Genomic DNA, 26,879 nt, shown 5'->3' with positions numbered 1-26,879 from the left:
TTTGAGAAACTGGAGAGAATTGCGATGCGCCTGACCCGTCTTGCCTTGCTTGCCACCGCGTTCGCCGCCTTGCCCGTGCAGGCCCAGACCGTCTCCGACTATCTCGCGCGGATAGCCGCCGTGGACGACGCAGGGCCGCAGCTCAATGCGGTGCTGGCGATCAATCCCGATGCCGCGAAGGAGGAAGCGGCGGCCAAGGCGATCAAGGGGCCACTTTCGGGTAAGGTCCTTCTGATAAAGGACAACGTCGAAGTGGCAGGACCCTTGCCGACCACCGCGGGCAGCCTTGCGCTCAAGGACAGCGTGACCGGCCGCGATGCGCCGCTGGTGGCGCGGCTGCGCAAGGCGGGCGTGGTGATCCTGGGCAAGACCAACCTTTCGGAATGGGCCAACATCCGCTCGTCCTCCTCGTCCAGCGGCTGGAGCGCGGTCGGCGGGCAGACGAAGAACCCTCATGCGATTGATCGCACGCCCTGCGGCTCGTCTTCGGGCAGCGGGTCCGCCATTGCAGCGGGTCTGGCCTGGGCGGCCATCGGCACCGAGACGGACGGCTCGATCACTTGCCCAGCATCGGTCAACGGCATCGTCGGGTTCAAGCCCACCGTGGGCATGGTCAGCCGCACCCATGTCGTGCCGATCAGCCACAGCCAGGACACGGCAGGGCCGATGACGCGCAGCGTTGCCGATGCCGCGTTGCTGATGAACGCGCTGGCCGGGACCGACCCAGCCGACGCCGCGACTGCCGAGGCCGACAGGCGCAAGACCGACTTCACCTCAGGCCTTGCCGCAGCCACCTTAAAGGGCGTGCGGATCGGCGTTCTGCGCAAGCAGGCGGGCAACCACCCTGCTCTGCTGGCCCTGTTCGACAAGGCGCTGGCCGACATGAAGGCGGCGGGCGCGGAACTGGTCGAGATCCAGTACGACGCACCGCCCGAGATGGGCCGCGATGAATTCACCGTGCTCCTGTACGAACTGCGCGAGGACATGGGCGCCTACCTGCGCTCGCTGCCCAAGGCGGGGCCGAAAACGCTGGCCGACCTGATCGCCTTCAACAAGGCGCACCCCGAAGAGCTGCGCTGGTTCGGGCAGGACGTGTTCGAACAGGCCGATGCGACGACCGACAAGGCAGCCTATGAGGCGGCGCGCGCCAATTCGCTCAAGCTTGCAGGCGCCGAGGGCATCGACAAGCTGCTGCGCGACAACAAGGTGAGCTTCCTAGTCGCGCCGACCGAGGGGCCCGCATGGCCGATCGACCTCGTGCTGGGCGATCACTTCGTCGGCGTGGGCGCGGGCAACCTCGCCGCGATTGCCGGATACCCGCACCTCTCGGTGCCGATGGGCGCGGTGGAAGGCCTGCCGATCGGCCTTTCGATCATGGGCGCCAAGTGGGACGACAAGCGGGTGCTGGAAGCAGGCGCGGCCTATGAACGGGCGCGGACGAGCGCGGTGCCGGTGCCTTCGTTCAGGCGCTGGGGGGAGTGACCGAGGCCTGAAGCGCTTCGAGAGCCTCAAATTGTGATTGCAGGGCGCGCTGGCGGGCATCGGCGCGGGCTAGGCGGGTGCGCTCCTGCGCGGTCTGTCGCTTGAAAATGCGCCAGAACGCGAGCGTCCGAGCCGTGCTGCGCAGCCAGTCGCCGATGACATCCAGTAACCCGCTGCCGCGCATTTGCGTGGGGGCACGCGAGCGCAGCAGCGGGGCGGTGTCGGCCAGATTGGAGGAGTGGGTGGCCGACACGGGTTGAGGGACGACAGGCGGCAGTTCCGGCTGCATCGCCAGTGCACGGTCAAGCAGGTCGATCGTGGTCATGGTGGCCGGAAAATCCCTAGCTGGCGCTTCCTTGGCTGACGGGACCGCAGCAACGGCCGGTGCAGTGGCCGGCGCCTCCTCGCGGGAGGCTTTCCTGGCAGCGGCAGGCTTGCGCGCCGGGGTTTTGCGCGGGGACGGCGGACGGCGCTTTCTGGCCGCGCTCTTGCCCTTGGCGACCTTGCGGGGCTTTTTCGGTACGGGTGCGGCCTCGGGGGCGGGTGCTTCGGGCCAGGGCACGCTGGCGATGACCGCGCCGCGCCGCACGGGCAGGATCAGGTGCTCGGGAAAGGCGGGCGGATTGGGCTGGCGCAGCAGGAACGCCGGTTCGCGCCGACCATGGGTTGGCACGTTAGATCTGGGCACTTTCCCCTTGGCCGAGGACCGTGGCGGGCGAGGACGTGAGGCGACGCGATTGCGAACGGTGTGCATGGCAGTTCCCCCAGACGAGGTTCCTTGCCGATGGATGATCACACACAGCGACTCGGGCGCGAAGTGGAGAAGGATCGGAAACCGAGCGACCGGCAGTTTTCTTAAGCAATTACGCATTCAAGCGGCGCGAAACTACGTAGTTTGCTGGCCCAAAACGCCAACGGCCCGGCGTGCCGAAGCAGCCGGGCCGTCCGATATCCAGCCCCGTCGGGCCGGATCAATCCGATATGGAGATCAGCCCTCGGCCTTCTTCTTTGCCGGAGCCTTCTTCTTGGGAGCGGGCGCTTCTTCAGCAGCCGCTTCCGCAGCAGGGGCTTCCTCGGCGGCCTTCTTCTTGGGAGCAGCCTTCTTCTTCGGCGCTTCCTCGGCTGCAGGAGCAGCGGCTTCTTCAGCCGGAGCGTCTTCCTTGGCAGACTTCTTCTTGGCCGGAGCCTTCTTGGCAGGCTTTGCCGCAGCGGCAGCAGCGCCTTCTTCGGCTTCGATTGCGGCCTGCAGCTCTTCCTTGGTCACTTCGCGTGTCGAGACTTCGGCCTTGTCGAACAAGAAGTCGACGACCTTGTCCTCATAGAGCGGCGCGCGCAGCTGGGCGGCGGCAAGCGGTTCGGAACGGACGTAGTCGACGAAGCGCTGGCGATCCTGTTCGCGGTACTGCTGGGCCGCCTGGCGGATCAGCATTTCCATTTCCTGAGACGTGACGACGACGCCGTTGGCCTGGCCGATTTCCGACAGGAGCAGGCCGAGGCGCACGCGGCGTTCGGCGATCTTGCGGTAATCGTCCTTCTCGGCCTCGATTTCCTTGAGGGCCTCTTCCGGGTTCTCTTCGTTCTGGGCTTCCTGCTGAAGCTGGGCCCAGATCTGCTCGAACTCGGCATCGACCATCGAAGGCGGCACGGCGAAATCGTGACCTGCGGCAAGCTGATCGAGCAGCGCGCGCTTCATCTGGGTGCGGGTCAGGCCGGCAGTTTCCTGCTCGAGCTGGCCACGCAGCAGGGTCTTGAGCTGCTCGAGGCTTTCGAGGCCGAGCATCTTGGCGAATTCGTCGTTGGCTTCGAATTCGCCGGGGTTCTTCACCGCCTTGACCTTGATGTCGAAGGTGGCTTCCTTGCCCTTGAGGTTTTCGGCCGGATAGTCTTCGGGGAAAGTCACGGTGATGACGGTTTCGTCACCGGCCTTCACGCCGACGAGCTGTTCTTCAAAGCCTGGGATGAAGCGGCCCGCGCCGAGTTCCAGCGGGGTGTCTTCAGCAGCGCCGCCTTCGAAGGCAACGCCATCGACCTTGCCGAGGAAGTCGATGATGATCTGGTCGCCGTCCTTGGCCTTCGCGCCCTTCTTGGCGTCGGTAAAGGACTTCTGGCCTGCGCCGATGCGGGCGACGGCTTCGTCGACTTCGGCTTCGGTCACGGGCACGACCAGCTTTTCAAGCTTCAGGCCATCGAGCGCAGGTGCTTCGATCTGGGGCAGAACTTCCAGCTCCACTGTCAGCTCGGCGTCCTTGCCCTGGTCATAGCCTTCGCCGAGCGAGACGGCGGGCTGCATCGCGGGGCGCAGCTTGTTGTCGGCCACCAGCTTGTCCATCGCTTCACGGATGGTGGTGTTCAGCGCTTCCTGATGAAGCTGCGCGCCGTGCATCTTGCGCACGAGGTTGGCGGGGACCTTGCCGGGGCGGAAGCCGGGCATCTTGATCTGCGGCGCGATCTTCTTGACCTCACCCTCGACCCGGGCAGCAATGTCGCTGGCGGGGATGGTGACGGTGTAGGCGCGCTTCAGGCCCTCGTTGGTGGTTTCGACGATCTGCATCCTGATCCAACTTTCATATCTGTCACGCGCATGCTGACGCGGAAAAAGCTGACTCGGACGCCGGCGCGCGGACTGGTGCGGGCGAAGGGACTCGAACCCCCACATCTTGCGATGGCAGGACCTAAACCTGCTGCGTCTACCAGTTCCGCCACGCCCGCATCCGGCGAAAAGCGAGCGGTGCCCCTATCGCAGTGGCTTGAAAAGGGCAAGCGCCTTGGATTTGGGGTGTGGAATGACCGTTTCAACTCTTCGTCATTGCGAGGAGGCGAAGCCGACGAAGCAATCCAGAGCGCCACGCAAACCGCTCTGGATGCTTCGCGCCGCTCGCAATGACGAGCTTTGGGGAGGCGCCGGAACCTGCTATCCTCGCGGCGAGTTGGGAAGACAAGCAAACCGCTTCGAAGGAGCCGCACGATGGCCACGACCCCCGATTCCCCCCAGCCCGACCGAATCGACCCGCAGTCCCCGCCCGAAAGCCCACCGGTGACCGAACCGGACGGCGTGCCGCCCGTCATCCAGCCTGATGAAGCTCCGGTGGTGGAGCCGGATCAGGTCCAGCCGGGCGCGCCGCAGGAAGTGCCAGCGGCGCCGGATTGATTTGTAGCATCTTCTTCCTCGTCATCCCGGGCTTGACCCGGGATCCCGCTTCTTTTTTGCAAGGGTTGCGCGGAAGAAAAGCGGGACCCCGGGTCAAGCCCGGGGCGACGCCGTTTTTGTGCTTCAATGTAACACGGCGGATCAGCGGGCCAGACTGATCCGTGGCAATCAGCTTTCAGGAAACGGCAACTCCAAACCGTGCTCCTTGAGGACTTTGACGTAGAATTTTACCCGATGTTCTAGTTGATCAACTAGTTCCTTCAGATCGTGCAAATGATCTGAACCCGGTTCCGCACCCGAGAGTGCACCCAACGCCATGCTGTACATATTGTCGAGGGAATCCCCCTGAATCACCATTCCCGGAAACTTACGGTCGGGATGCCGCATGACTGCTGCATTGGTTGCATCGGAGTAAATCTCGACTGACATCGTGCGCATCTTGGCCTCGCTCAAGTAGCAGGAACCTTCTTTCCACTATGCTGCCACGCGTCCGCAAGCCTCTCACCATGTCAGCATATCAAGGCCGAAGTAGAACATGAAGCAGGCGACCACGAACCCGAAGAACCGTCCGCCTACCAACATCCAGAAGTAGAACGGCTCTTCCGCCCTGGAGTACTTCGCGCCCGCCCAGCCCCACCGCGCCTCGCCGCGCTTGTACTCGTATCGCGCCCAAACGAGATTAACCGCTCCGATGACGGCGACCATAAAAAGCCAGAAGTAGGGAAACAGGTCAGTTTGAGCCATGACGTCGCCTCCTGCCCTACGCGACGAGTTTCACAAGAGTGGCCCAAAATCCCAAGGACTGGCCGACAGTCCCTTTTTCTCCAGAGACGGGAGATTCCTCCCCCCCACACTCCAGACAATAAGCCCTGATCCCGCCGCCTTCCATCAGGCGCATCACGTCGGCCTGCATCCGCGCCATCAGGCCCTGCTGCTGCGCGGAGAGTGCTCCGGCCAGATCGTGGGCCCGCGCCTCGGGCGCTTCGCCGGTTTCCATCTGGCGCAGGAGCTGGGCGAAGGGGCTGGGTTCGTCGGCGATGTACTCGGCGTGGAAGGTTTCGGCCTTGGCTTGGCTTGCGACCCACGCGACCGCATCGTCGAGGCCGCCGAACTGGTCGACGAGGCCGAGCTGGCGGGCGGTGCCGCCGTCCCAGATTCGGCCTTGCGCGATCTTGTCGATGTCCGCCGAAGATTTGCCGCGGGCTTTGGCGACGAGGCCGAGGAAGCGGGCGTAGGTCTGTTCGACCTGGCCTTGCAGCAGCGCCTCCACCTGCGGGCTGAGGCCGCCGAGGAGGTCCGGCTGGCCCGAAAGCGGGGTGGTGCGGATCGAATCGGTGGTGACGCCATATTGCGGCAGCGTCTGTTCGAGCGTGGGCAGGACGGCGAAGACGCCGATCGAGCCGGTGATCGTGCTCGGTTCGGCAAAGATGCGCTGGGCGGGCGTGGAGACCCAGTACCCGCCGCTGGCGGCAAGGCTGCCCATCGAGACGGCGACCGGCAGGCCCTTGGCCTTGACCCGCTCCACTGCCGCGCGGATGCGTTCCGACGCCATGACCGAGCCGCCCGGCGAATCGACGCGCAGGACGAGGCCCGCATAGTCATCGCTCTGCGCCACACCGTCGACCAGATCGGCAATACGGTCTCCGCCTGCGGTGCCGGGGCCGGCATCGCCATCGACGATCTCGCCCGCGACGGTGACGACGGCGATGGCCTTGCCCTGTTTGGGCGCGGGCTTGTCAGCCAGATAGACGGGGAGTTCGGTGGCCTTGAAGCCGCCAAGTCCGGCGTCATCGTCGGCTCCAGCGATTTCGGCCACGCGCTTTCCGAAAGCCACGCGGTCACCGATCTTGTCGACGAGGCCGGACTTCAGCGCGGCTTGCGCGGCATCGTTGCCATTGTCGCGCACCCATTTGGCGGGGTCAGTGGTGGCAAGGGTGAGGTCGGCCTTGGGACGGGCCTTCTTCACCTCGTCCTGCCAGTTCTCCCACAGCGTGCCATAGACCGCCTGCATCGCCTCACGCGCCTCGGGCGACATTTCAGCGCGCATGTAGGGTTCGACCGCGCTCTTGTAGGTGCCGACCTTGAAGATGTGGACGTTGGCTTTCAGCTTGTCGATCAGGCCCTTGTAGAACAGCAGCGTGCCGCCGGGGCCGCTGATGGCGACGCCGCCCATCGGATCGACCCATGCCTCGGACGAATGCGCGGCAAGCTGCATCGCATCGTCGGTGTAGATCAGCGCGCGGACGAGGACGGGCTTCTTTGCGGCGCGCACCTTGTCCATCGCCGCGCCGATCTGGCTGAGGTGGACAGCCGAGCCGCCGCCGAAGGCTTCGAGATCGAGCACGACGGCCTTGATGCGCTTGTCATCTGCCGCAGCGGCAATGGCGCGCGACAGGTCGCGGGCGGTGTATTCCGGTTCGGGCGTTTGCCCCGAGAGAAGCTGGGTGGGCGAAACCTCGCTCGCTTCCTCGACCACGCGGCCTTCCAGCGGCAGGTACAGCGCGCCTTCGCGGACCATGCCGGGGGCAGGCCGCAGCGTGAGGATGGTATAAAGCCCTGCGAAGAACAGGAGCAGGAACAACAGGACGAGGCCGTCCTTGATGGCGACGAGAATCTTCCAGACCGATTTGGCAAAGCTCATGGGGTGCAGACTATTGTGGACGGCCGCGCAATGCCAGCGGGAAACCGCTTGAGCGCAGGGCACCTGCCCTCTAGGGAACTGGTTTCAATGCAAAGCCCAACAACACCCCAAGCGGGCCGCTATCCAGCGGGCGGCCTCGCCTTCCCGCACCGTGACCTGACCGGCATCGGCCAGCTTGCGCGTCACGAGATTCTCTACCTCCTCGACGAGGCGGAGCAGTGGGTGGAGCTGAACCGGCAGCCGAAGAAGAAGACCGATCTTTTGAACGGTCTGACGATCATCAACGCCTTCTTCGAAAACTCCACGCGCACGCTCTTGAGCTTCGAGATCGCGGGCAAGCGGCTGGGCGCGGACGTGGTCAACATGCATGCCGCCACCAGCAGCGTGAAGAAGGGCGAAACGCTGATCGATACGGCGATGACGCTCAACGCCATGCGCGCCGATGCCATCGTGATCCGCCATGCCAGCTCGGGCGCGGTGCGCTTGATCGCCGAGAAGGTCGATTGCCCGGTGCTCAACGCGGGCGACGGGCAGCATGAGCATCCGACGCAGGCGCTATTGGATGCGCTGACCATGCGGCACGCGCTGGGGCTGCCGATCGGGTCCGACCTCAACGGGCTGAAAGTGACGATCTGCGGGGACATCCTGCACAGCCGCGTGGCGCGCTCGAACATCCTGAGCCTGACCGCGCTGGGGGCCGACGTGCGGGTCTGCGCACCGCCTGCGCTGATGCCGGCCGAGGTCGAGGCGATGGGCGTGACGCCGTTCTTCGATTTCGACGCGGCGCTGAAAGGCGCGAACGTGGTGATGATGCTGCGGTTGCAGCAGGAGCGCATGTCCGGGCAGTTCATCCCCTCCCCGCGCGAATACCGCCATCTCTACGGGCTGACGCCGGAGCGGCTGGCCAAGGCCGAGCCAGATGCCTTCGTGATGCATCCGGGGCCGATGAACCGGGGGATCGAGATCGATTCGACCGTGGCCGATCACCCGACGCGCAGCCTGATCACGCGGCAGGTGGAAATGGGCGTGGCGATCCGCATGGCCTGCCTTGAAGTGCTCACGCGCCGGGCGCGCGGCGTGCCGGGCTGGGAAGCTGCCAATGAAATCGGGAAGGGAGCGGCAGCATGATCGCGCGGCCTCTGACGATTACCGGCGGGAAGCTGGTTCTGGGTGCGGGCGAGCCGGTTGCGGGCGCTTTGCGCTGTGAGGGCGGGCGGATTGTCGCGGTTGGCGATGTGACGCCGCGGGATGGCGACGAGGTGTTCGACGCTGGCGGAAAGATGATCGCGCCGGGACTGGTCGATCTTGGCGTCTTTGCCATCGACAAGCCGGCGTTCCACTTCGGCGGGATCACGCGCGCCGCGCTGATGCCCGATCAGGGTCCGCCGCTTGACCACCCCGCGCGGGTGCGCTTTGCGGCGCAGTCGGGCAAGCCGGACATGTGGGTCCACCCGCTGGCGGCGGCAACGCGAGGGCTTGAAGGCAGCGAACTCGCCGAACTCGCGCTGATGCGCGATGCCGGGGCCAAGGCGGTAGCTACCGGACGCGGCTGGATCGGCGATTCAGGCGTGATGCTGCGGCTGCTGCGCTATTGCGCGATGCTGGGGTTGGTCGTGGTGACCCACGCCGAGGACGCCGGGGTTACCGGCAGCGCAGTGGCGACGGCGGGCGATGTGGCGACGCGGCTCGGGCTGCCGAGCGCTCCGGCAGAGGCCGAGGCGCTGGCCGTGGCGCGCGACATTGCGCTGGCCGAGCTTTCCGGCGCACACGTGCATTTCCGGCAGGTGACGACGGCGCGGGCGCTCGATCTGGTGCGCGCGGCCAAGTCGCGGGGCGTGAAGGTGACGGCTGGGGTGACGCCAGCGCACTTCATCCTGTCGGACCTTGAACTCGTCGTCTTCCGTACTTTCTGCCGGATGTCCCCGCCGCTGCGGCAGGACTCGGACCGCAAGGCGGTGGTTGCGGCGATTGGCGACGGCACGATCGACGTGATCTCATCCGGCCACGATCCGCGCGGGCCGGAAGACAAGCGCCTGCCCTTTGCCGATGCCGAGCCGGGGATGGCGGGCGCCGAGACGCTGCTGCCGCTGACGCTGACGCTGGTGCGCGATGGCGTGATCGATATGGCCCGGGCCTTCGAACTGCTCGCCGCCAATCCGGCAAGGCTGCTGGGCGTTGAGGCCGGGCGGCTTGAGGTCGGGACTGAGGCTGATATCGCGATTGTCGATCCGGCGCGGCCATGGATCGTCAATTCCGACAAGATGGCGGCTGCAGCGGGCAACACGCCGTTCGATCGCAGGCCGGTTGAGGGCCGCGTGTCCGCGCTGTTCAAGGGCGGCGCGCGGATCGATTGATACGAGAAAGGGCGCGGAACCCTGCGGTCCCGCGCCCCTTCACCGCTCTCACACGGTAACTTTTATCGCTTGGCCATGCGCGTTTCGGTCGGGCGCTGCTGGCCGGGCGTGGCGGGGCCGTTGCCGCGCAGTACCAGGCAGACGCCGCCGCGCGACTTGACCGAGCCGCACATCGAACTGGCCGAGGCATAGCCGCCGAAGCCCGCTGCCTGAACGCGCCAGAACTGCTTGCCATTGACGGTGACCTGCGTGGTCACGTTGGTGAAGCCCTTCAGCGAAGGATTGCGCGCGGTGTAGTGCCGCCATGCGCGACGGGCGCCTTCGGGGGTCGAGAACGAGCCGAGCTGGACGAGATGCGTGCCAGCCTTGGCAGGCGTGGCGACCGGCTTGGCAGCGGCCACCGCCACCTTGCGCGCCGGTGCGGCGGCAGCAGGGCGGACATATGGCTGCGAAGCGGGAAGGTCGATCAGGGCTAGCTGGGTCTGCTGCGACTGCGACGAGGAGTCGGCGAGCGCAGGGGCAGGCGTCGAGGTTTCGGTTCCGGGCAGTTCCATGACCGCAGCTTCCGCCAGCGCGGGCGCGGCGGCAGCCGGTTCGGCGCGGGTTGCGGCTTCGGCTGCCAGCTGTTCGGCAGCGGGGAAGTTGGCAAGGGCCAGCGCCTGCGGCTGGCCGGTGTCACCGCGCAGCGGCACGCCGAGCAGGGTGGCAACGCGGTCGCGGGTGCGTTCGGAATAGCCCATCAGCGCCCACTGCTCCATGCGGTCGCCGAGCTGGTCGGCGGGCACGTCCTGCGCGGCCATTGTGCGGGCTTCGCGCCACTGTCCGGCAAGCGCATAGGCCAGCGCGAGGTTCTGGCGGACCTTCGGGGTGTTCTCGCCACCGCGAAGGGCGCGGCCGAGGATCTGCGCGCCTTGCTGCGGCTGCCCGGCGAGTGCGAGGGCGAGGCCGTAGTCCGAGGCGGGGAGGCTGTCGCGGTAGGAATTCAGCGTGTCGACCGCTTCGCCGTGGCGGCCGAGCGCGATATCGGCCAGCGCGAGGCTGAGCGCGGTGCGGCTCGAGTCCTCGCCGAGGTCCATCGCCTCGTCATAGGCCTGGCGCGCGGATTCGAAGCGGCCCGCCTTGAGGTAGGCATTGCCCAGCAGGACGCGATAGGCCGGGTTGCGCGGGTCGGCGAGCACGGCCTTTTCGGCATTGTCGACAGCAGCCGTGGCCGAGCCCTTGGCCAGTGCGGTCTGGGCCGAGGAGGCGAACTTGTCCGGGTGGGCACCGCCGGCGCTGCAGCCGGTCAGGACGCCTGCGGCAAGCGCGGTGGAGATGGCCAGGCGGGTCGCCCGGCTGGGGGCGCCCAGGGTGGCAGCGAAGGCAGAGAAGCGGTTCGTCATGCTCAGGTTTCCTTCGGCAGTCAGTTGCGCGTGATGGCGCGCCGGGCGAGGTCCTCGAGCCCGGGGAGTTCGTCGAGAAATCTGTCGAGCGCCTGCGTCACCAGATCCTGCGCACTGCTGTCTTCGAGCGTGCAGGCAAGGCGGAGGCGCAAGTGGCGGTAGTTGTCGAGGCGCAGCGTGAAGGCAGCCTTGCGGCCTTCCTGCAGGGCCGAGCGCACGGACTTGCCGCCCTTGGTGCGGTTGCGCACGATCTTGACCGAACTGGCCGAGGCGAAGTCGGATGCGGGCGCGGGCTTGTCGAAGGCAGCGACCTTGTCGGCGAGCGTCTCGATCTGCTGGACGATCACTGGCTGCTCGACCGGCGCGGTCTCTTCAGCGGCGAGGTCCTCGCCCAGATCGTTCCAGCCAAGGTCATCCTGCGTTAGGACGCGGCTCTGTTCCTCGAAGCTGATCGCCAGTTGCGGGCGCATGGCCGGGCGTGCAGCACCCTTGCGGGCGAGCAGGCTGGGCGAAAGCGATGCGAGAGGCTTCGATGCGCTCATCTCCCGCGGCCCCTTCACGAACCGACGACGCGGCGGCCGAAGCCGCCCATCGGGCGCTGGGCACCTGCCATCGGCACGGCGGCGGCCTGCTGCGGCACGGCAAAGACGGTGCGGCGGAAGTTCTTCTCGAGCCGCTCGGAAATGTAGGTCCACAGCGCGGTCACTTCGGCGGCGGACTTGCCGCCCGGATCGCATTCCATGACCGTGCGGCCATCGATCATCGAGGCGGCAAAATCGGTGCGGTGGTGCAGCGTGACCGGCGCGACAGTGCCGTGCTGCGAAAGCGCGACGGCAGCTTCGGAGGTGATTCGCGCCTTGGGGGTGGCGGCGTTGACGACGAAGATCAGCGGCTTGCCCGCGCGGTCGCAAAGATCGACCGTGGCACCGACGGCGCGCAGGTCATGCGGGCTGGGGCGGGTCGGCACGACGATCAGTTCGGCAACCGAGATCACCGACTGGATCGCCATGGTGATGGCGGGCGGGGTATCGATCACGGCAAGCTTGAAGCCCTGCTGGCGCAGGATTGCGAGGTCCGAGGCGAGGCGGGCGACGGTGGTCTGGGCAAAGGCGGGGAATTCTGCCTCGCGCTCGTTCCACCAGTCGGACAGGGAGCCTTGCGGGTCGATGTCGATCAGGACGACGGGGCCAGCGCCAGCGCGCTGCGCCTGGACGGCGAGGTGGCCGGACAGGGTCGTCTTGCCCGATCCGCCCTTCTGCGATGCCAATGCCAGTACGCGCAAAGCCCATTTCCCCCGAAAAACACAAACCTTCGGCGTCCGGATTCGCAGATCGGGCTGAAATTTCGGTTAACGCGCGTTCAATTCGGCCGTCAGGGCGCGAATGCATAGCCACGCAGAAGTCGCAGGCTGGCGGGCTTTTCGGCCTCGTAATCGCCGATAAGACTTCGCTAACGCCTCGTTGACTATAAGCGCCAACGAAATGACGCCGAGGGCCGCGCCGCGCACGTGACCGGCCGCTACCGGGGTCCAGCGAAGAAGACGGGCATTGTCGAACATGAGGGACTTCACGCGCACGACTGCACTGGCTGCCGCTCTGGTGGCCGCAACGCTTTCCGGCAAGGCCTGGGCCGACACCAAGGCCGGGGTCGACGCCTGGTCGCGCGGCGATCACGAGGCGGCGGTCAGGGAATGGCTCGGTCCGGCGGCGAAAGGCGATGCCGATGCGCAGTTCAACATGGGGCAGGCCTTCAAGCTCGGCAAAGGCGTGCCGCAGGACCTGAAGCGTGCCGAGGCATGGTATCGCAAGGCGGCAGAGCAGGGCCACATCAAGGCCGCCGACACGCTGGGCCTGCTGCTGTTTCAGGACAACCGCAAGGCCGATGCCATGCCGTTCCTGCAGGCTTCGGCCGAACGGGGCGAGCCGCGCGCGATGTATATTCTGGGCGTTGCCCACTTCAATGGCGACACGGTCGGCAAGGACTGGGTTCGCGCCTATGCGCTGATGACCCGGGCTGCGGGCAGTGGTCTCGATCAGGCGACGCGCAGCCTTGCCACGATGGACGGGATGATCCCGCTCGAGCAGCGGCAGATGGGCGTTTCGCTGGCAGCCGAGCTTGAACAGAAGGCGCAGGCCAAGCGCTCGCAGCAGTTCGCGGCGGCAGATCTTGGCGTCAAGGCGTCACCCACCGCGCCGCTGCGTCCTGTCGTGCCCGGCGGTTCGCTCGAGAAGACAGAGCTGCCGCCCTCTGTGATCACCGCAGGGGCAGACTATGCCAACCCGGTGACGATGCCCGCGCCCAAGCGCGTGGTCGGGGCCAATGCGCCGGGTCAGAAGCCTGTGCCGGTGACGATCCATGTCGGCGAGAAGCCTGCAGTGAAGGCGGCTGTGGCCAAGCCTGCCGACCCCAAGCCTGCCGCACCCAAACCTGCGACGCCCAAGCCAGCCTCTACCGCTCCGGCAAAGGGCAACTGGCGCGTCCAGCTCGGCGCGTTCGGGGTGAAGGCCAATGCGGACGGGTTGTGGAGCAAGGTCAAGGGCCGCCCGGAACTGGCGGGCCATGGCCGGATCGACCTGCCCTCGGGCGCGGTCACGAGGCTGCTTGCAGGCGGCTTTGGCGGACAGGCCGAGGCGGACAAGGCTTGCGGCGCGCTCAAGGCTGGCGGCTTCACTTGCCTGGTGGTAAAGCCCTGATGGCTTGGACGAAGACACTCCCCGAACACGCATAGAGGCGATCGATTTCCTGCGCGGCGTGGCCGTGCTGGGGATTCTGGCGATCAACGTGACCGGGTTCTGGGGTCCGTCGCTCGCCACGTTCTCGCCGCGTATTCCTGCGTTTGCGACCGGTTCAGACCCGTGGTTCGCTGTCGCCTTCGTCCTGTTCGAGGGCAAGATGCGCGCGCTGTTCAGCCTGCTGTTCGGCGCGAGCATGGTGCTGTTTGCGCAGAGTGCCGAGCGGCAGGGCGCGGACCCGGACCTTGCACAGTTGCGGCGGCTCGCGTGGCTACTGCTGTTCGGCTACCTCCATTTTGCGCTGCTGTGGTGGGGCGACATCCTGTTCCTCTATGCGCTGTGCGGGCTTGGCGCGCTGGCGCTGCGCAGGCTCGAGCCGATCCAGTTGCTAGGCATTGCCCTGCCCTTCTACCTGCTGGCCCAAGGCATCGAAGCGCTGTTTGCCTTGCCGGGCGTGTTCACCGAACAGGCGGTGCTGGCCGGGACTGCGCCACCATCGGACGTGGCCGAGCAGGCGGCGATGATGGGTCGGATCGCGGCATCAATTGCCAAGGACGTGGCGGTACTCAACGCCGGGTTCCTCGATGCGATCCGGTTCAAGCTGTCGAGCGCGCCGCTGCAACCGCTGACCACGACGCTTTCGACCTTCAGCGAGACGCTGCCGCTGATGCTGGTCGGCATGGCCATGGTGCGCAGCGGGTTCTTCACCGACTGGCCGCGGCGGCGGCTTGCCTCCATCGCCGGGATCGGAATTCTGGGCGGCGGGGTGCCGACCGTGCTGGCAACGCTCTGGCTGTGGCATCATGGCTGGCCGCCCCGCGCGATGTTCGCGGCGATCGAGCATGGCATGGCCCTGCCCCACCTGATGATGGCGCTGGGCTATGCGGCGGCGTTGCTGCTGGTGTTCCCCGCTGTGCGCGAGTGGGCATTGGCGCGGGCGCTGGTGGCAGCAGGCAAGTGTGCGTTCAGCAACTACATCGGCACCACCGTGCTGATGGGCGCGATCTTTTCGGGCTGGGGGCTCGGTCTTGGGCCGGAACTGCCGAGGGTTTGGTTGCCCGCCTTCGTGCTGCTGGGGTGGATCGGCATGCTCGCCTGGCCGCAGTGGTGGCTGGCCCGCTTCGGGCAGGGACCGCTGGAGCGGCTGTGGCGGAGGCTGGCACTGCCCGGTCAGCATTAACCACGACTGGTAACCTGCAAGAGTGCCCGCGTCCCGCAGGGGGACGCCCGCCAATGGGGACTCGCAAGGTGCTGTGTTAACGCTTATTCCTTAACGGGAAAGGAGCGGTCGCGATGTCATTGATGAAGGGTTGGTGGGATAAGCGCTGGGTGCGCATGCCGCTGGGCTTTCTGGTGACCGGTGCCGCATCGCTGCTAGCGTTCCATGTCGGGCAGAACGTGGCCGAAGTGGCCTTCGGCGGCGGCAAGGCCGAAGCGGCAGCCGTCATGGCTCCGGTGGCCAAGCCCGTTCCGGCCGTGGCGCAAAAGCCGCTAGACGGGCCGTTCGTGGTCAAATCGATCCTGCCGATCAACGAGCCGATCAAGTTCGGCAAGTTCTACTGGGACGAGACCCGTGCGCCTGCCTCGGGCAAGCTGGTCGTCACGGTGGACCTGACAGCGCGCGTGATCTCCGTATTCCGCGACGGGCACGAGATCGGTGCAGCCGCAATTCTCAAGGGCTATGGCGAGAAGCCGACGCCGACCGGCATTTTCCCGATTTCCGAGAAGGACGCCGACCACGTCTCGAACATCTACGACGCGCCGATGCCGTGGATGATGCGACTGACCAACGATGGCGTCTCGATCCACGGCAGCAAGGTCGAGGCGGGCTATGCCACCAACGGCTGCATCGGCGTGCCTGATGCCTTTGCCGAAAAGCTGTTCCGCATCGCCTCGCTGGGTGACAAGGTGATCGTCACCGATGGCAAGACCATGCAGGTGGGCGATCCGATCCTGACGGGCGAACACGCGGGCTGAGGCCGCGCGTTCGTAATCTGCAAAACCAAAGGTTCGTCATCCCCGCGCAGGCGGGGATCCAGTGCGGCACAGAATGACGTCGCGCGGCGACGAGTTGTTCGTCGGTGGATTCCCGCCTGCGCGGGAATGACGAAGGTGGAGGGACTTAGGCCAGCCCCTTGTCCGTGCTCGTCCGCGAAGCATCGCCGACCGAGCTGCCGCCATCGACATCGAGGATCGCGCCGGTGACGTAGCTGGCCGCTGGCGTCGAGAGATAGACGGCGGCTTCGGCGATTTCGTAGGCCGTGCCCCAGCGCTTCATCGGGATGCGGGCGTAGTGGGCCTGCCGGGTGGTCTCGTCGGGGGCGAGGCGGGCCATGCCTTCGGTGTCGGCGATGGGTCCGGGCGAAATGCCGTTGACGCGCACGTCCGGGCCCCATTCGATGGCCAGCGTGCGGACGAGCTGGTTGATCCCGGCCTTGGCCGCGCAGGCATGGGCCTGCATCGCCATGGCCTGCTCTGCCTGCCCCGCGGTAATCGCGATCAGCGAGGCGCCGGGGTTCAGCAGTTCGTGACAGCCCCGGAAGACGTTGAAAGTGCCGAGCAGGTCGATGTCGACCACGGTCTTGAAGGCATTGGCCGACATGCCGAGGACGGGGGCGAGGAAGTTGCCAGCTGCGCCCGAGATCACGATATCGAGCGCGCCGATTTCGTCGCGGACGGACTTCATGGCCTCGCAGATCGCGCCGTAATCCCGCACGTCGGCCGCCCGCCAGATCGCGCCGTGGCCGATCTCGTCAGCAGCTGCGGAAGCTTTTTCCGGGTTGCGCCCGAGCACAGCGACGCGTGCGCCGAGTTCGGCAAAGCGCTTGGCGATGCCGAGGTTGATGCCGCTGGTGCCGCCCGCGATGAACGCGGTTTTTCCGGCAAGGACGTCGTCGCGGAAGGGTGATCGGGTCATGCGGAAGTCCTTAGCGGGGGGCCATGCGGATCGCGCCGTCGAGACGGATCGCCTGGCCGTTGAAATAGCTGTTGCGCACCAGTTCCATGGCGAGGCTGGCGAACTCGTCGGGCTTGCCGAGGCGCTTGGGGAAGGGCACCGAAGCGTTGAGACTGTCGAGCACCTTGTCGGGCAGGCGGCCCAGCAGCGGGGTGCCGAAGATGCCCGGCATGATCGCGTTGACGCGGATGCCGAGGTCCATCAGATCGCGCGCCATCGGCAGGACGAGGCCGTTCACGCCGGCCTTGAGTGAACCATAGGCGACCTGCCCGATCTGTGCGTCCTGCGCGGCGACCGAGGCCGTGAGGATGATCGTACCGCGCTCGCCATCCTCCAGCGGATCGAGGCTCGCCATGCCGAGTGCGGAAAGCGAGGCAACACGGTAGCTGGCGATCAGAATGCCTTGCGCGGCGTATTCGTAGTCCTCGGTCGAAAGACGGGTAAACGTGCCGGTCTCGCGGTCTCGGCTGACGGTCTTGCCCTTGCGATGGGTCATCGCGCAGTGGACGCAGATGCGCTCCTGCCCGTGGGCGGCGCGCGCCTTGGCGAAACCTGCGACCACCGATTCTTCGGAGGTAATGTCGACCTTGCAGAACAGGCCGCCGATGGCCTGTGCGACAGCCTCGCCCTGCTCTTCGTTGATGTCAAAGACGGCCACCTTGACGCCTGCCGCCGCCAGCGCCTCTGCCGTGGCGCGGCCGAGGCCCGAGGCACCGCCGGTGACGACGGCGCTCAGGGTGCTGTCGATCTTCATGCCAGCAGGCTCCCGAGACGGCCGCGGATGATCTCCTCGGCATCGCCGACGATGCGGTCGATCAGTTGTTGGCAGGTGGGGATGTCGTGGATCAGGCCCTGCACCATGCCCGCCCAGAACACGCCCTTGGTGAGATCGCCGGTTTGGAGCAGTTCCTTGCCTGCCGTACCTGCGACGAGTTCGCGAACGTCCTCGAATACGGCGTCGGGCTTTGACAGACGGCGCACGACTTCTTCCGAAACCTCGCTGCGGCCGACGCGCGCGGTGTTCTTGAAGTTGCGGAAGATCAGGAAGCTCCCGCGCTCATCGTTCTGGATATAGGCCTGCTTGACGTTGTCGTGGATCGGCGCTTCGACCGTGGCGCAGAAGCGGGTGCCCATGTTGATGCCCTCGGCCCCGAGCGACAGCGCTGCGACAAGGCCGCGCCCGTCGCCAAAGCCGCCCGAGGCGAGCATCGGGATCTTCACCTTGTCCGCCGCAGCCGGGATCAGGATCAGGCCGGGAATGTCGTCCTCGCCGGGGTGACCGGCGCATTCGAAGCCATCGATCGAGATCACGTCGCAGCCTGCGCGTTCAGCCGAAAGCGCGTGGCGGACGGCGGTGCATTTGTGCAGGATCGTCACGCCGTGCGGCTTGAGCATTTCCCAGATCTCGCGGACGGCCTGCGTGCCCGCTGTCTCGACGATCTTCACCCCGCCGTCGATGATCGCCTGGGCATAGGCCTTGTAGTCGGGAGAATTGACGGTCGGGAAGATCGTCATGTTCACGCCGAAGGGCTTGGACGTCATCACCTTCGTGCGCTCGATCTCGTCACGCAAGGCTTGCGGAGTCGGCTGGGTCAGCGCGGTGATGATGCCGAGGCCGCCTGCGTTGGACACGGCGCTGGCGAGTTCCGCGTAGCCCACGTTCATCATGCCGCCCTGCACGATCGGATGCTCGATACCGAGCATCTCGGTGATGCGCGTACGGATAGCCATTCCTGCCACTCCCCATGTCGTTTAACTGATCGGTTAAACTGACTCGACGGGCTTGGCAAGCGGGGTCAGAGAATATCGTAGTCCTCGCCCAGCGCGGCGCGCAGCTTGTCGAGCGCTTGCGCCTTCAACTGGTGGACGCGGGGGATGCTGACGCCGAGAACTTCGGCGATCTCGGCAAGGTTCAGTTCCTCGACGAAGTAGAGCTGGATGATCATCTGCAAGCGTTCGGGCAGGTCGGAAATGGCCGAGGCGACCGCACTGCGCATTTCGGAATCGGCGAGCATGGCGAAAGCATCGGGGCGATCGTCGGCAAAGGCGGCGTTGCTGTCCGAATAGGCATCGTCGATGGCCTCGAAACGCAAGGGCTGGTCGGCGGCGTTCTGGTCGGCCAGTTCGCGCGTGGTCAGACCCATCGCGGCGGCAAGCTCGTCGTCACTGGGGGGGCGGCCGAGTTCGTTGGTCAGCGCCGTGGTCTTCTCGCGCAGCAGGCGGCGGCGTTCGGTTGCCGAGCGCGAGAGCGGGGTGGAGCGGCGCACCAGATCGACCATTGCCCCGCGCACGCGCAGCTTGGCATAGGCGGCAAAGCCGTCCTCGGTGGGGCCGTCGTGTCGCTGGGCGCATTCGGTGAGGGCGACGAGCCCGGCCTGAACCAGATCCTCGACCTCTATCCCGGCGCGGCCCGAGCCGTGGACGTGCCAGGCGAGGCGCTTCACCATCGGCAGGAAGCGGCGGATGCGATCGGCGGCCTCGTTCTGCGCATAGGCGCGGGCGGCGGCAAAACCGCGGTGGTCGTGTTTCATGCAGCAAGTCCCTCAGGCAATTCGTGCTGGACGGGGGGTGGCGCTTCGCCGCCGATGACCGAGATCACCTCGATCGGCTGGGCGGGCGGCAGTTCGGAAATCGACATGACGAGGCAGTTCGGCGCGCGCAGGCGCAGCAGGGCAGCGAGCGGGCGGCGGGCGCGCGGCTGGACGATCAGGGCGACAGGCGGAGCGGCTGGGCCGCGCTCGGCGATCAGGGCCGAGATGCGCTCGCCAATACCGCGCGCAAGATCGGGTTCGATCACCGGTTGGCCGGTGGCGGGATCATGCATCCCGCCAACGATCATCTGTTCGAGCCCGGCTTCGAGCGTGACGACGGGCAGGCATTCGTCGGGTGCGCAGATGCGCCCGACGATCATCGCGCCAAGGTCTGCGCGCAGGAGATCGACCAGACGGTCGTGATCGTTGGTCTGTTGCAGCGCCTCGCTCAGCGCCGAGAGGATCGGCAGCGGGTGGGCGATGGAGATACCGTCGTCGAGCAGGGCGTGGAACAGGCGGGTGAGCGCGCCCAGCGACATCGGCTGCGGGTGGATCGTCTCGACCAGGCCCGCCGCACGTTCCTTGACCGCTTCGAGGATCGCCTTGACCTCGTCGGGGCCGAGCAGCGCAGAGGGCCGGTCGCCCAGAACCTGATTGAGGTGGGTGGCAACGACGGTGCTGGCATCGACGGTGAGGAATCCTTCCGCGATGGCGAGATCGCGCTGCGCCGGTTCGATCCAGATGGCGGGGCAACCGAAGCTGGGATCGCGAGTGGCCTCGCCGCGCAAACCGTGGTCGGGGCTGGCCTCGCCCGCATCGATGGCGAGGATCTTGTCGGGGCGCATGTCCGCGATGCCGACCGGTACGCCGCCCAGGAGGATGCGATAGGAATTGGCCCCGAGCTCCAGCGAATCGCGCACGCGGAACTGCGGGACGATGAAGCCGAAGGCCTGGCTTAGCTGTTTGCGCACACCGGTGAGGCGAGCGACCAGCGGCGAGCCGCGGCGTTCGTCGACCAGATGGATCAGGCCATAGCCCATCTCGATGGTGACAAGCGTGTGGTCGCTGACGTCCTCGAGCGTGATGCGGTTGGGATCGATCGGTTCGGGTGCCACGACCGCGACGGGGGCGGGACGGTCCGCGCGCTTCTTGAGAGTCCACCACAGCCATCCGGCAAGACCGGCAGCGGGCAGGAACACGATCTGCGGCATGGCCGGGATTGCACCGATCGCGCCGAGGATCACGGCCACCGGCAGCCAGATTGCGGGGTTCGAGAACTGGCCGCCGATCTGGCCGGTCAGGTCACGGCTGTCGGAGACGCGGGTTACGATCACGGCAGCGGCGATGGACAGCAGCAGCGAAGGCACTTGCGCCACCAGCGCGTCACCGATGGCGAGCGTGATGTAGAACTCGGCGGCCTGAGACGCGGTCAGGCCATGGCTGATCATGCCGAGGCAGAAGCCGGCGATGATGTTGACGCCAAGGATCAGCAGGGCAGCGATGGCATCGCCCTTCACGAACTTGGACGAGCCGTCCATCGAGCCGTAGAAATCCGCCTCGGTGGCGACTTCGCGACGGCGAGCCTTGGCTTCATCGGCGGTGAGCAGGCCTGCGGCGAGATCGGAGTCGATCGCCATCTGCTTGCCCGGCAAGGCATCGAGGGTGAACCGCGCGGACACTTCCGAAACGCGGCCTGCGCCCTTGGTGACGACGACCATGTTGATGATCATCAGGATCATGAACACGAACAGGCCGACCGCGAAATTGCCGCCGATCAGGAACGCGCCGAAGGCCTCGATGACGTGGCCTGCCGCCGCGCCGCCTTCGTGGCCGTTGACCAGCACGATGCGCGTGGACGCCACGTTGAGTGCAAGGCGCAGCAGCGTGGCAAAGAGCAGGACGGAGGGGAACGACGAGAAATCAAGCGGCTTCTCCGCGTTCATCGCCGCCATCAGGATCGCGACCGAAAGCGCGATGTTGAGGACGAAGAACACGTCGAGCAGGACGGCCGGGATCGGCACGACCATCAGCACGATCAGCATGAGGATGCCGCCGGGCAAGGCCATCGCGGCGGGCGAGCCGAAGCGCTTCAGCATGGCCTAGAGCCCCAGCGCGGAAAGGCGGCCATAGGCCTGCCGGACGTGGGCGGGCGCATTGCTGCCGTCGTTCAGGGCGAAGGCCTGCCGCAAGGTATCGGCCATCGAGCTTGCCGGTGGCGGCACCGGATTGCCGTTGCTTGCCGCCGTTGCCTGGAACTCCCGGGCGACCGGGCCGCCGGTAAACTGCGGGGCCTGAGCAGGCGCCACACCCATCCTGGCGGCCCATTGCAGCGCTTCGTCGCCAGTCGCACCTTCACTGGCACCTGCCATCCGGGTGCGGATCAGGTTCATCACCTCACCCACGGAGCGGGGATTGCCGCTGCGATCGTAGAAGGTGGAGCGGTTGGACGCAGCGGCTGAAGGCAGAAGCGCGGCGGCGCTTTGCGAAGGGTCGCTGCCCAGCGCCGTGAGGAAGCGGCCTGCCCCTTCGGCGCCGAAGAAGTGCGCCAGATACAGCTCGGCATGGTCGGGCTGGCGGCCGAGCACGCCGGTCAGGTAATCGCCGTTGTCGCCCGCCAGTTCGCCTGCCATCGTCGCGGCGACTTGCGGGTCGAAGCGCAGCGCGAGCAACTGGGCGCGGGCCGAAGGATCGCTCGCCGCACCGCTGCGGATAATGTCACTGGCCCAGCCAAGGCCATGTTCGGCCCCATGCTTTTCAAGCGTGCGCAACCATGTGCCAGATGTGAACTGGTAGAGCCCCGAAGCGCTCGACGTGCGCGAACGGGCCAAGGGATCGAGGCTGGATTCGAGCCTGGCCTGCGCCATCAGATAGGCAAAGTCGGTGCCGGTGGCCTGCGCGGCTCCGGCAATCGCGCCACGCACGCTTGCCCCGGCTCCGCTCGTGGCGGCCGGGGAACCAGGCAAGGCAAAAGCGTCGGCTGAACTCACTGGACGTTCCTTCCGGCCGCAGGCTTGCGGCGTGACGGAAGGTATTCAGCAAGGCCCGTGCCAAGTTGCCATCAGGCAGTGCGCAGACGGTGGACCTGTGCGTTTGCACGATAGAGCGGGGCCGTGCCAGCCAGCGCATCGAGCCGCGCCGAGACATTGGCCGCAATCAGGTTGCGCACCTTGCGGTTGGCCTCGTTCTGGCGACGTGCGGCATCGAGCAGGCCCCGGCATTCCTCATCCACCAGCGCATGATCGACATCGGCCAGCGTGCCACACAGGTCCGCCTTGTGCGATGCGCAGCCCATGATCATGTCAAGATCGAGGCCTGCAAGTGCGTGCCGTTCCTCTTGCAGGACGGCAAGCATCTGCCGAAGCGTGTCGCGAAGGTCCGAAGGGCGAGCGACGGTGGAAGTGGCCATTACTGGGCAGTCCTCAGCAGCATGCCGGCGGCGATGATCGCATCGGCAATCTTGGCGGGAATGATCGGGTAAGTGCCGGTCTCGATCGCATGACGAATGTCCTTCACGCGTTCCGAGTCGACGGGGGCAGACTGCCCTGCATCGAGCGCGCTGGACTTCTCGACCTGCGCCGCCGCACCGGTATCCGCAACCGATGCCGTGTCGGCGAGAGAGGCTGTCGAGGCCGTCTTGGCAGACTTGGGCGTACTGACCTGCACCGGCCCAACCGGGCGCGATGCACCGATTTCAATTGGTGACATGGTACCGCTCCTAGCGTTTGATACAGACAAGAACGGCGGTCTTGCCGACGCGTTAAGGGCGGATGCGGAAAAATTTTGCCGGTTCGTGAAAAACCGACCTGTGCCGCTGTCAGTCGACCGGGACGACGACGAGGCCGGGCCGCTCGATCCGGGCGCGGATCGGGGTGGCGCGGGCGCTTGTGCGCACCCGGATCCAGCCCCCGACGGGACCGGATTCCATGGCCTCCCCCGCTTGGCTGACAGAAAAGCCCTCGCCTGCAACGGCGATCGTCAGGGCATCGCCGCGGGCGACAGCTGGCGCAGCGGCAGGAGCGGCGGCAGCGCCTTGCCGGTTCGTGCCGCCAACGGCAACGAACAGCCGCCATCCACCGGCATCAGGACACTGTACAAGCACGGTATCCTGACGCGTGCCCTGCCAGCCAAGCGAAAGCTGCGACCGGCAGGCGGCAAGCCGCAGGCGACGGTCGACCGGCAAGGTCGCGCCGCCCGCCTCCCCGATCCCCGCGCCGAGAAAGGCGGCCACTTCGCGGTCGATGGCGACGAGGTCATGGAACGGCGAGGTCTGCGCCTGCGCGGCAGAGGCGGCAATCAGGGCGGGCAGGACTAAAGGCAGGGATCTGGTCATCGACGGCATCCGCGAAGGAAAGTGCAATGCCCCGATCCAGCAATCATCGTGCCAGAGCGACAGGGGTCACCACCGCCTCGCGCGAATAGACCAGCGCCACACTCGCCCTGGCACGCTCGCCGGGCTCGACGAGGATGCGCGCTTTCGCCGCGCGAGTTCCGCCCTCTGCGGCCAGATCCACGGCCTGGGCCATGGCCGCCGCGCGCGCGCCGCTGGCGTAGCGGACCACGATGCGAACTTCGAGGCGGGGGTCTTCGCCCACTTGCGCCAGCCACTCTGCGAGCGACGGCGCTTCGGGGCCGGGGCTCCAGACGGCAACAGGCTCACTGTCGATCGCGGCTGCGACCGGTGGCGGGGGCGGAGAAGCTGCGGCCTTGCCGCCGCCTGCATGGGCAAGGGCGGAGGCGGTGACGAGGAAGAGGATCAGCGAAAGGTCGGCAATCGCATATTGCCAGCCCGTCCCGGCGCGCACGATCACCCGCCAGCCCTCCCGCGAGGATGCAGGCGCTGGACGGTTGCGTGATGCGACAGCGCCGGTTCGAGCTGGCCTGAGAGCCATTCGATCACGTCCTGCCGCTGGCGCTCCTCGTCCTGCGAGCGCCTCTCAACCGCGCGGGCGAGCGGGGCGAGCACGAGATTGGCGAGCAGCAGGCCGTAGAGCGTGGTCATCACCGCCATGGCAACGGTCGCATTGAGCGCCCCCTGATCGAGTCCGGTCGTGGGCAGGCGGCTGAGCGAGACGAGCGTGCCGATCATGCCGAACACTGGTCCCAACTCTGCCGCCTGGGCAAGTGTGCGCACCGCCATTTCCGCAGCGGCGAGACGGGCGCGGCGGTGGCTGTGGTGGCGCTCGATCAGCACGTCGAGCGAGCGCGAGCGGAACAACGCGTCGGTCGCATCATCGAACTCGCGGTCGCCGATGGGGCCAGAGTGCGCGCGCAGGATGCCGTCACGGCGGATCGCGGAGACTTGTCCGGCGAGATCGGCCTTGGCCTGTGCGGCCGAGAAGCGCGCGGTGAAAAGCCCTGCGAGCGCGCGCATGGTCACGGCCAGTTCCCGCCGCCCTGAACGCAGCACGGTGGCAAGCGCCGTCCCGCCCAGCACGATGCCAAGAGACAGTCCGTCGAACAGCGGGGCGGATGGCATTGACCGGGGTTCTCCTCAGGCATCAGGACGGCAGGCGGGCAGGCTTTTTCAGGCCCCTTTGCCGATTTGCGCCTGCAATCTGCCGCCATCCGGCAAGACTTTGCCGCCGGTGCCATCAGGCAGCGTCGGAAGTCCCGCTTTTGCGCAGTTGGCACGCTGCTTGCTGAAACACCGGCAGCAATTTCGTCAGCCAGTGAAGGCACACCCCATGAGCGAATCCCTCTTCGGCATCCACGGCGCGGCGCTGGAACTGCGGTCCCAGCGCATGGGCCTGCTGACTTCGAACATCGCCAATGCCGCAACGCCGGGCTTCAAGGCCAAGGACATCGATTTCGCCACAGCGCTGAAGGCACGCACCGCCGGGATGAGCGAGGACAAGGCGATTGCCTCGGCCACGCGCTACCGCGTTCCGGTCATGCCGAGCCTCGATGGCAACACCGTGGAGATGGCGACCGAGCAGACCGCCTTTGCCGAAAACGCGGTCGGCTATTCAGCCACGCTCAACTTCCTCAAGGGCCGGGTCGAGACGATCACCCGCGCGATCCGGGGAGAATAAGCGATGGCTGGCAGCAATCCCCTCACCCTGTTCCAGGTCACCGGCCGGGCCATGTCGGCACAGCTCGTGCGCATGAACGCCGCCGCCTCGAACCTTGCCAACGCCGGCACCGTCACCACGACCGAGCAGGAAGCCTATCGCCCACTGCGCCCGGTCTTTGCCGAACAGCTCGATCAGGCGAACGGCCTGTCGACCGTGCGCGTCGCCGCCGTGAAGCGTTCGGACGCCACGCCAATCCGCCAGCACGATCCGGGCCACCCGCTCGCCGATGCCAATGGCGATGTCTGGACTGCCCCGGTCGATGAGAACGCCGAGATGGTCGAGATGCTCGAAAGCTCCCGCCAGTACCAGAACGTGGTCGAGGCGATGCAGACCGCAAAGCAGCTCATGCTCGAAACGATGAGGATGAAATAATGTCAGTCGCTTCCGTCACTTCCACCAACGGTGTCAACGGCGCCAAGACCTCGTCCAAGGCAGGACAGGGATGGGGCGCAATGGGCGCCGAGGACTTCGTCAAGCTGCTGACCACGCAGCTGCAGAACCAGGACCCGACCGAGCCGGTCGACAACACCCAGATGCTGGCCCAGCTCGCGCAGTTCTCCTCGTTGTCGAACCTCAACGACATGAAGGACTCGCTGGGCACCATGACCAAGCAATCGGACACCCTGTCCGCCATCTCGACCAAGCTCGACACGCTGAACAGCACCGTTGCCAAGCTGCTCGCCAGCCAGCCCACGCCCCCAAAAGCCTAAGCCCCGCAGGAGACGCGCATGTCCTTCTACACATCGCTCAACGGGTTGAAGAACGCCCAGACCGACCTTGGCGTGATCAGCCACAATATCGCCAACGCCGAAACCACCGGCTTCAAGAAGAGCCGCACCGAGTTTGCCGACATCGTCGTGGGCAGCGCCTTCACCAATCCCAAGCTGGTCGTCGGGATCGGCGCGGCAGTGGAATCGATCAGCCAGAACTTCGCGTTGGGACCGATCGAGCAGACCGGCTCCGCGCTTGATCTTGCCATCAACGGCGATGGCTTCTTTACCACAAAGAACGTCGTGACCGGCCAGACGCTGTTCACCCGCAATGGCAGCCTGACGGTGGACGGCGCGGGCTTTGTCTCTGACGGATCGGGCAACCGCCTGCAGGTCTTCCCGACCGATGCCGCGGGCACGATCACGTCGACCACGCCTGCCGATGCGCTGATCCCGGCTACGAACGGTACCGACGCCAGCGGCAATCCGAACGAGTTCGCAGGCATCACCGTCGGCAGCGATGGCGCAGTGACGGCATCCTATGCGGACGGGTCGAACGTGATCATCGGCAAGGTCGCGCTGGCCAGCTTCATCGCGCCGCAGGGCCTCAAGCAGATCGGCTCATCGAACTGGGTGACGACCGGCATTTCGGGCGCACCGAACTATGGCCAGCCGAGCACCGGCCAGTACGGGTCGTTGCTATCGGGCGCACTGGAACGCTCGAACGTCGACATCGCCGAGGAACTGGTCAGCCTGATCACCGCACAGCGCAACTTCCAGGCCAACGCCAAGGCCATCGATACCGCCACGCAGATCTCGCAGACCGTGATCCAGCTGCAGACCTGATCTGTCTTAGTTCACCGGAGACT

General features: G+C 66.4%; 30 protein-coding genes and 1 tRNA gene. 11 read left to right on the top strand and 20 right to left on the bottom strand.

Annotation, left to right across the window (positions count from 1 at the left end; all coding sequences use genetic code 11):
- The first annotated feature begins 24 nt into the window (after positions 1 to 24).
- Positions 25 to 1,482, top strand: coding sequence for an amidase (locus ACZ1JX_RS00660; protein WP_465124915.1), 1,458 nt, complete (start codon positions 25 to 27; stop codon positions 1,480 to 1,482).
- Here ACZ1JX_RS00660 and ACZ1JX_RS00655 read toward each other — a convergent pair.
- The 3 genes from ACZ1JX_RS00655 to ACZ1JX_RS00645 form a co-directional block, all read right to left on the bottom strand.
- Positions 1,463 to 2,170 carry a hypothetical protein gene (locus ACZ1JX_RS00655; protein WP_465124914.1) on the bottom strand — a complete coding sequence of 236 codons (708 nt, stop codon included), beginning with the start codon at positions 2,168 to 2,170 and terminating at the stop codon, positions 1,463 to 1,465. The two genes, ACZ1JX_RS00660 and ACZ1JX_RS00655, sit on opposite strands and share 20 nt — an antisense overlap.
- Positions 2,171 to 2,470: 300 nt before the next feature.
- Positions 2,471 to 4,033 carry a trigger factor gene (tig, locus tag ACZ1JX_RS00650; RefSeq protein ID WP_465124913.1) on the bottom strand — a complete coding sequence of 521 codons (1,563 nt, stop codon included), beginning with the start codon at positions 4,031 to 4,033 and terminating at the stop codon, positions 2,471 to 2,473.
- A 73-nt stretch (positions 4,034 to 4,106) separates the two neighbouring features.
- Positions 4,107 to 4,191: transfer RNA gene (locus ACZ1JX_RS00645), tRNA-Leu, on the bottom strand.
- A 256-nt stretch (positions 4,192 to 4,447) separates the two neighbouring features.
- Between ACZ1JX_RS00645 and ACZ1JX_RS00640 the strand changes: the two genes are divergently transcribed.
- The gene (locus ACZ1JX_RS00640) at positions 4,448 to 4,630 is read left to right on the top strand and encodes a hypothetical protein (protein ID WP_465124912.1); all 183 of its coding nucleotides are present in this window, start codon (positions 4,448 to 4,450) and stop codon (positions 4,628 to 4,630) included.
- Positions 4,631 to 4,798: 168 nt separating this feature from the next.
- Here the strand turns inward: ACZ1JX_RS00640 and ACZ1JX_RS00635 are convergent, their stop codons facing one another.
- Genes ACZ1JX_RS00635 through sppA form a run of 3 tightly spaced genes read right to left on the bottom strand, consistent with a single transcriptional unit; the run spans position 4,799 to position 7,271 of the window.
- Positions 4,799 to 5,083 (bottom strand): DUF6959 family protein, encoded by a 285-nt coding sequence (locus ACZ1JX_RS00635; RefSeq protein ID WP_465124911.1) that lies wholly within the window; start codon positions 5,081 to 5,083, stop codon positions 4,799 to 4,801.
- Between the two features lie 48 nt (positions 5,084 to 5,131).
- Entirely contained in the window at positions 5,132 to 5,374 is a 243-nt protein-coding gene (locus ACZ1JX_RS00630) for a hypothetical protein (protein ID WP_465124910.1), read from the bottom strand.
- 16 nt (positions 5,375 to 5,390) lie between these two features.
- Positions 5,391 to 7,271: a signal peptide peptidase SppA gene (gene sppA / locus ACZ1JX_RS00625; RefSeq protein WP_465124909.1), complete on the bottom strand. Its 1,881-nt coding sequence runs from the start codon at positions 7,269 to 7,271 to the stop codon at positions 5,391 to 5,393.
- 87 nt (positions 7,272 to 7,358) lie between these two features.
- Between sppA and ACZ1JX_RS00620 the strand changes: the two genes are divergently transcribed.
- A complete protein-coding gene (locus ACZ1JX_RS00620) occupies positions 7,359 to 8,399 on the top strand; it encodes an aspartate carbamoyltransferase catalytic subunit (protein WP_465124908.1) in 1,041 nt (346 codons plus the stop codon).
- Entirely contained in the window at positions 8,396 to 9,625 is a 1,230-nt protein-coding gene (locus ACZ1JX_RS00615; RefSeq protein ID WP_465124907.1) for a dihydroorotase, read from the top strand. The genes ACZ1JX_RS00620 and ACZ1JX_RS00615 overlap by 4 nt, the downstream gene beginning before the upstream one ends.
- Positions 9,626 to 9,687: 62 nt before the next feature.
- Here the strand turns inward: ACZ1JX_RS00615 and ACZ1JX_RS00610 are convergent, their stop codons facing one another.
- From ACZ1JX_RS00610 to ACZ1JX_RS00600, 3 genes are read right to left on the bottom strand one after another with little or no spacing between them, the layout of a single operon-like run.
- A complete protein-coding gene (locus ACZ1JX_RS00610; RefSeq protein WP_465124906.1) occupies positions 9,688 to 11,007 on the bottom strand; it encodes an SPOR domain-containing protein in 1,320 nt (439 codons plus the stop codon).
- 20 nt (positions 11,008 to 11,027) lie between these two features.
- Entirely contained in the window at positions 11,028 to 11,549 is a 522-nt protein-coding gene (locus ACZ1JX_RS00605; RefSeq protein WP_465124905.1) for a hypothetical protein, read from the bottom strand.
- Positions 11,550 to 11,563: 14 nt separating this feature from the next.
- The gene (locus tag ACZ1JX_RS00600) at positions 11,564 to 12,289 is read right to left on the bottom strand and encodes an AAA family ATPase (RefSeq protein WP_465124904.1); all 726 of its coding nucleotides are present in this window, start codon (positions 12,287 to 12,289) and stop codon (positions 11,564 to 11,566) included.
- 274 nt (positions 12,290 to 12,563) lie between these two features.
- Here ACZ1JX_RS00600 and ACZ1JX_RS00595 point away from each other — a divergent pair, with 274 nt between their 5' ends.
- The 3 genes from ACZ1JX_RS00595 to ACZ1JX_RS00585 all read left to right on the top strand — a co-directional run bounded on the left by ACZ1JX_RS00595 (position 12,564) and on the right by ACZ1JX_RS00585 (position 15,716).
- Positions 12,564 to 13,700 (top strand): SPOR domain-containing protein, encoded by a 1,137-nt coding sequence (locus ACZ1JX_RS00595; protein WP_465126460.1) that lies wholly within the window; start codon positions 12,564 to 12,566, stop codon positions 13,698 to 13,700.
- 4 nt (positions 13,701 to 13,704) lie between these two features.
- Positions 13,705 to 14,919, top strand: a complete 1,215-nt coding sequence (locus tag ACZ1JX_RS00590) for a DUF418 domain-containing protein (RefSeq protein WP_465124903.1) — start codon at positions 13,705 to 13,707, stop codon at positions 14,917 to 14,919.
- Between the two features lie 113 nt (positions 14,920 to 15,032).
- Entirely contained in the window at positions 15,033 to 15,716 is a 684-nt protein-coding gene (locus tag ACZ1JX_RS00585; protein ID WP_465124902.1) for a L,D-transpeptidase family protein, read from the top strand.
- Between the two features lie 145 nt (positions 15,717 to 15,861).
- Here the strand turns inward: ACZ1JX_RS00585 and ACZ1JX_RS00580 are convergent, their stop codons facing one another.
- From ACZ1JX_RS00580 to ACZ1JX_RS00530, 11 genes are all read right to left on the bottom strand, one after another.
- The gene (locus ACZ1JX_RS00580) at positions 15,862 to 16,656 is read right to left on the bottom strand and encodes an SDR family oxidoreductase (RefSeq protein WP_465124901.1); all 795 of its coding nucleotides are present in this window, start codon (positions 16,654 to 16,656) and stop codon (positions 15,862 to 15,864) included.
- A gap of 10 nt (positions 16,657 to 16,666) precedes the next feature.
- The gene (locus ACZ1JX_RS00575; protein WP_465124900.1) at positions 16,667 to 17,449 is read right to left on the bottom strand and encodes an SDR family oxidoreductase; all 783 of its coding nucleotides are present in this window, start codon (positions 17,447 to 17,449) and stop codon (positions 16,667 to 16,669) included.
- Positions 17,446 to 18,426: an NAD(P)H-dependent flavin oxidoreductase gene (locus tag ACZ1JX_RS00570; protein WP_465124899.1), complete on the bottom strand. Its 981-nt coding sequence runs from the start codon at positions 18,424 to 18,426 to the stop codon at positions 17,446 to 17,448. Before ACZ1JX_RS00570 ends, ACZ1JX_RS00575 begins: the two co-directional genes overlap by 4 nt.
- 65 nt (positions 18,427 to 18,491) lie before the next feature.
- Entirely contained in the window at positions 18,492 to 19,226 is a 735-nt protein-coding gene (locus ACZ1JX_RS00565; protein ID WP_465124898.1) for a sigma-70 family RNA polymerase sigma factor, read from the bottom strand.
- Positions 19,223 to 21,322 (bottom strand): flagellar biosynthesis protein FlhA, encoded by a 2,100-nt coding sequence (locus ACZ1JX_RS00560; protein ID WP_465124897.1) that lies wholly within the window; start codon positions 21,320 to 21,322, stop codon positions 19,223 to 19,225. The genes ACZ1JX_RS00565 and ACZ1JX_RS00560 overlap by 4 nt, the downstream gene beginning before the upstream one ends.
- 3 nt (positions 21,323 to 21,325) lie before the next feature.
- Positions 21,326 to 22,213 carry a lytic transglycosylase domain-containing protein gene (locus ACZ1JX_RS00555; protein WP_465124896.1) on the bottom strand — a complete coding sequence of 296 codons (888 nt, stop codon included), beginning with the start codon at positions 22,211 to 22,213 and terminating at the stop codon, positions 21,326 to 21,328.
- 71 nt (positions 22,214 to 22,284) lie between these two features.
- Entirely contained in the window at positions 22,285 to 22,632 is a 348-nt protein-coding gene (locus tag ACZ1JX_RS00550; RefSeq protein ID WP_465124895.1) for a flagellar protein FlgN, read from the bottom strand.
- Positions 22,632 to 22,931, bottom strand: coding sequence for a flagellar biosynthesis anti-sigma factor FlgM (gene flgM / locus ACZ1JX_RS00545; RefSeq protein WP_465124894.1), 300 nt, complete (start codon positions 22,929 to 22,931; stop codon positions 22,632 to 22,634). The genes ACZ1JX_RS00550 and flgM overlap by 1 nt, the downstream gene beginning before the upstream one ends.
- A gap of 109 nt (positions 22,932 to 23,040) precedes the next feature.
- Positions 23,041 to 23,556: a flagella basal body P-ring formation protein FlgA gene (locus tag ACZ1JX_RS00540; RefSeq protein WP_465124893.1), complete on the bottom strand. Its 516-nt coding sequence runs from the start codon at positions 23,554 to 23,556 to the stop codon at positions 23,041 to 23,043.
- Positions 23,557 to 23,599: 43 nt separating this feature from the next.
- Complete coding sequence (locus ACZ1JX_RS00535; protein WP_465124892.1) at positions 23,600 to 24,034, bottom strand: hypothetical protein; 435 nt, start codon at positions 24,032 to 24,034, stop codon at positions 23,600 to 23,602.
- The gene (locus ACZ1JX_RS00530; RefSeq protein ID WP_465124891.1) at positions 24,031 to 24,702 is read right to left on the bottom strand and encodes a MotA/TolQ/ExbB proton channel family protein; all 672 of its coding nucleotides are present in this window, start codon (positions 24,700 to 24,702) and stop codon (positions 24,031 to 24,033) included. The genes ACZ1JX_RS00535 and ACZ1JX_RS00530 overlap by 4 nt, the downstream gene beginning before the upstream one ends.
- A gap of 208 nt (positions 24,703 to 24,910) precedes the next feature.
- Between ACZ1JX_RS00530 and flgB the strand changes: the two genes are divergently transcribed.
- From flgB to ACZ1JX_RS00510, 4 genes are read left to right on the top strand one after another with little or no spacing between them, the layout of a single operon-like run.
- On the top strand, positions 24,911 to 25,258 hold the full coding sequence (gene flgB, locus ACZ1JX_RS00525) for a flagellar basal body rod protein FlgB (RefSeq protein WP_465124890.1): 348 nt from the start codon (positions 24,911 to 24,913) through the stop codon (positions 25,256 to 25,258).
- A gap of 3 nt (positions 25,259 to 25,261) precedes the next feature.
- A complete protein-coding gene (flgC, locus tag ACZ1JX_RS00520; protein ID WP_144902771.1) occupies positions 25,262 to 25,672 on the top strand; it encodes a flagellar basal body rod protein FlgC in 411 nt (136 codons plus the stop codon).
- Complete coding sequence (locus ACZ1JX_RS00515; protein ID WP_465124889.1) at positions 25,672 to 26,010, top strand: flagellar hook assembly protein FlgD; 339 nt, start codon at positions 25,672 to 25,674, stop codon at positions 26,008 to 26,010. Before flgC ends, ACZ1JX_RS00515 begins: the two co-directional genes overlap by 1 nt.
- Positions 26,011 to 26,028: 18 nt before the next feature.
- Positions 26,029 to 26,856 carry a flagellar hook-basal body complex protein gene (locus ACZ1JX_RS00510; RefSeq protein ID WP_465124888.1) on the top strand — a complete coding sequence of 276 codons (828 nt, stop codon included), beginning with the start codon at positions 26,029 to 26,031 and terminating at the stop codon, positions 26,854 to 26,856.
- Positions 26,857 to 26,879: the final 23 nt, after the last annotated feature.

The organism is Novosphingobium sp. BL-A-41-Hi4A-0G (assembly GCF_055521735.1).
Note: the sequence above shows the minus strand (reverse complement) of the source record. Positions and strands in the feature narration are given on the sequence as shown.